The organism is Hafnia paralvei ATCC 29927, from assembly GCF_001655005.1.
GTDB classification, from domain to species: domain Bacteria; phylum Pseudomonadota; class Gammaproteobacteria; order Enterobacterales; family Enterobacteriaceae; genus Hafnia; species Hafnia paralvei.
Genome location: NZ_LXET01000037.1, coordinates 1 through 1,748 on the forward strand (window position 1 = coordinate 1; position 1,748 = coordinate 1,748).

3 protein-coding genes are annotated in these 1,748 nt (G+C 46.7%); all 3 read left to right on the top strand.

Annotated elements, in window-relative coordinates:
* On the top strand, positions 1-170 hold a 170-nt coding region (locus tag M988_RS23140), incomplete at its 5' end, for a DUF6392 family protein (RefSeq protein ID WP_282956181.1).
* A 154-nt stretch (positions 171-324) separates the two neighbouring features.
* Positions 325-1,119 (top strand): S-type pyocin domain-containing protein, encoded by a 795-nt coding sequence (locus tag M988_RS08805; protein WP_074388439.1) that lies wholly within the window; start codon positions 325-327, stop codon positions 1,117-1,119.
* On the top strand, positions 1,116-1,583 hold the full coding sequence (locus M988_RS08810; RefSeq protein ID WP_064573728.1) for a DUF6392 family protein: 468 nt from the start codon (positions 1,116-1,118) through the stop codon (positions 1,581-1,583). The genes M988_RS08805 and M988_RS08810 overlap by 4 nt, the downstream gene beginning before the upstream one ends.
* Positions 1,584-1,748: the final 165 nt, after the last annotated feature.

Sequence of the window (1,748 nt, forward strand, 5' to 3'; positions counted from 1 at the left end):
AACCGCTAAGAAGTAGCCCGCCTAAAGTTGTTATGAGGCGAGCTTTCGGCTGGACAGATCTCTATGAGGCTAAAGGCTTCTCTATTCCTACAAGTATGCAAATCAGCTACGATGTGGTTGATAACGTGAGGTCGATAACGTTTATGCCAACATCAGAATTGCGCTGGTAGGTTTGCTATGGTGCTCCAGTCATGGAGCACCTACTAAGATATTTCAGATGCGGATTATTTTCCCAACGCTTAACAACCGATCAGTAATCAGTCGTCATCAAAGAAACGTGAGTTCGGATGCTCGATCTCTGCATCAACGTAGCCAATCGCTCTCTTGAGCGCCTTCATCAGGTCTTCAGACTTATCCCGCGTCATATCCCCAAAAGGCTATCATTCGCCAACGGAAAGCGGTTTATCCGAAGTACCTGTGCGTGAGATGAAGCTCAACACCCAGACTGGGCTGTATGAGTTTACGACAGAGGGTGAAAAGCCGGTCACGATTTACTGGAACCCTGACAAGCTAGAGCTAGATATTCCTTCGAATACAGGGCATCAGGATCGTCCAAGTTTACCGTCGTCCATAACGGTACTGCCGATACCGGAGAAGGTCGGAAGCGATATCGAGAGTTATCCCGCGCCGACTGAAGGGGATTTCGAGGATTACATTCTGATTTTCCTCGGGACGGATATGCCTCCGATTTATATCTACCTGAGTAAGCCACCGGTAGAGTTTTTGGAGGTAGAGCTATACAGTGACTTTAAGCGCCGATCTCGGCAGGGGAAATATGAGGCCGATCATATGCCTTCGGCAGGAGCAGTTCGAGCTGCATTGCTTCGTGATAATCCACGACTTAGTAAGCAGTTAGTGGATGAAATGGCGGAGGATGTGGCGGCGATTGTTGTTCCTAAAGAGGTGCACCAGAAAATCAGTGAGACGTATGGTGGTCGCAATACACGTAACGATGCCGCGCAGATAAAGCAGGATGCTTTGGATTTGCGGGCTGCAGTGGATCGTAATCTGGATGCTATCAAGCCAGCATTGAAAGAGCATGGTGCGACCGATGCCCAAATAGAGGCGGCAAGGATAAAAATGCACGAACTGAACCGTAAGGTGGGGCTGTACAAATGACAGTAAATGTAGAGGCATTGATACATAGTCTGGGAAAATCGTATAACAATTTGCTTGAAGCAAAACTTGTTCCCTATAAAACACTACCTACAGGGTTTTCTGGGGATTCAGATCTCAGTTTGAATATGGCTAAAGAGGGAGTGTATCTGTCATTCCGTCGCGATGGACGTATCTTGCAAGAAATTACGTTGCACATCCTTCGGCCTGAAATAAAAAACTGGTATTTCCCGAATGATTTACCATTTGGCCTTCAAAACGATATGTCTCGGCAATGGGTGCATGAAAATATAGGGATGCCCCTAAGAAGCAGTCCTCCCCGAGTAGTTATGAGGCGTGCTTTGGGGTGGGCGGAGCTTTTTGATGTAACAGAAGGGGATGCTCCTATTAGTATGCAAATTGATTATGATATTTCGAGTAAAGTGAAGTCAGTTACATTTATGCCAACATCAGAATTGCGCTGGTAGGTTTTCTATGGTGCTCCAGTCATGGAGCACCTACCTACTAAGATGTTTTCAGATGCGGATTATTTCCTCAGCGCTGGACAACCGCTCAGCAATCAGTCGCCGCATTAGAATCGTGAGTTTGGTGCTAACATAATCAATCGCTCTCTTGAGCGCTTTCATCAGTTC

Coding starts and splice junctions, on each gene's coding strand:
- M988_RS08810 (WP_064573728.1), top strand. CDS start 1,116: ATGACAGTAAATGTAGAGGCATTGATACATAGTCTGGGAAAATCGTAT.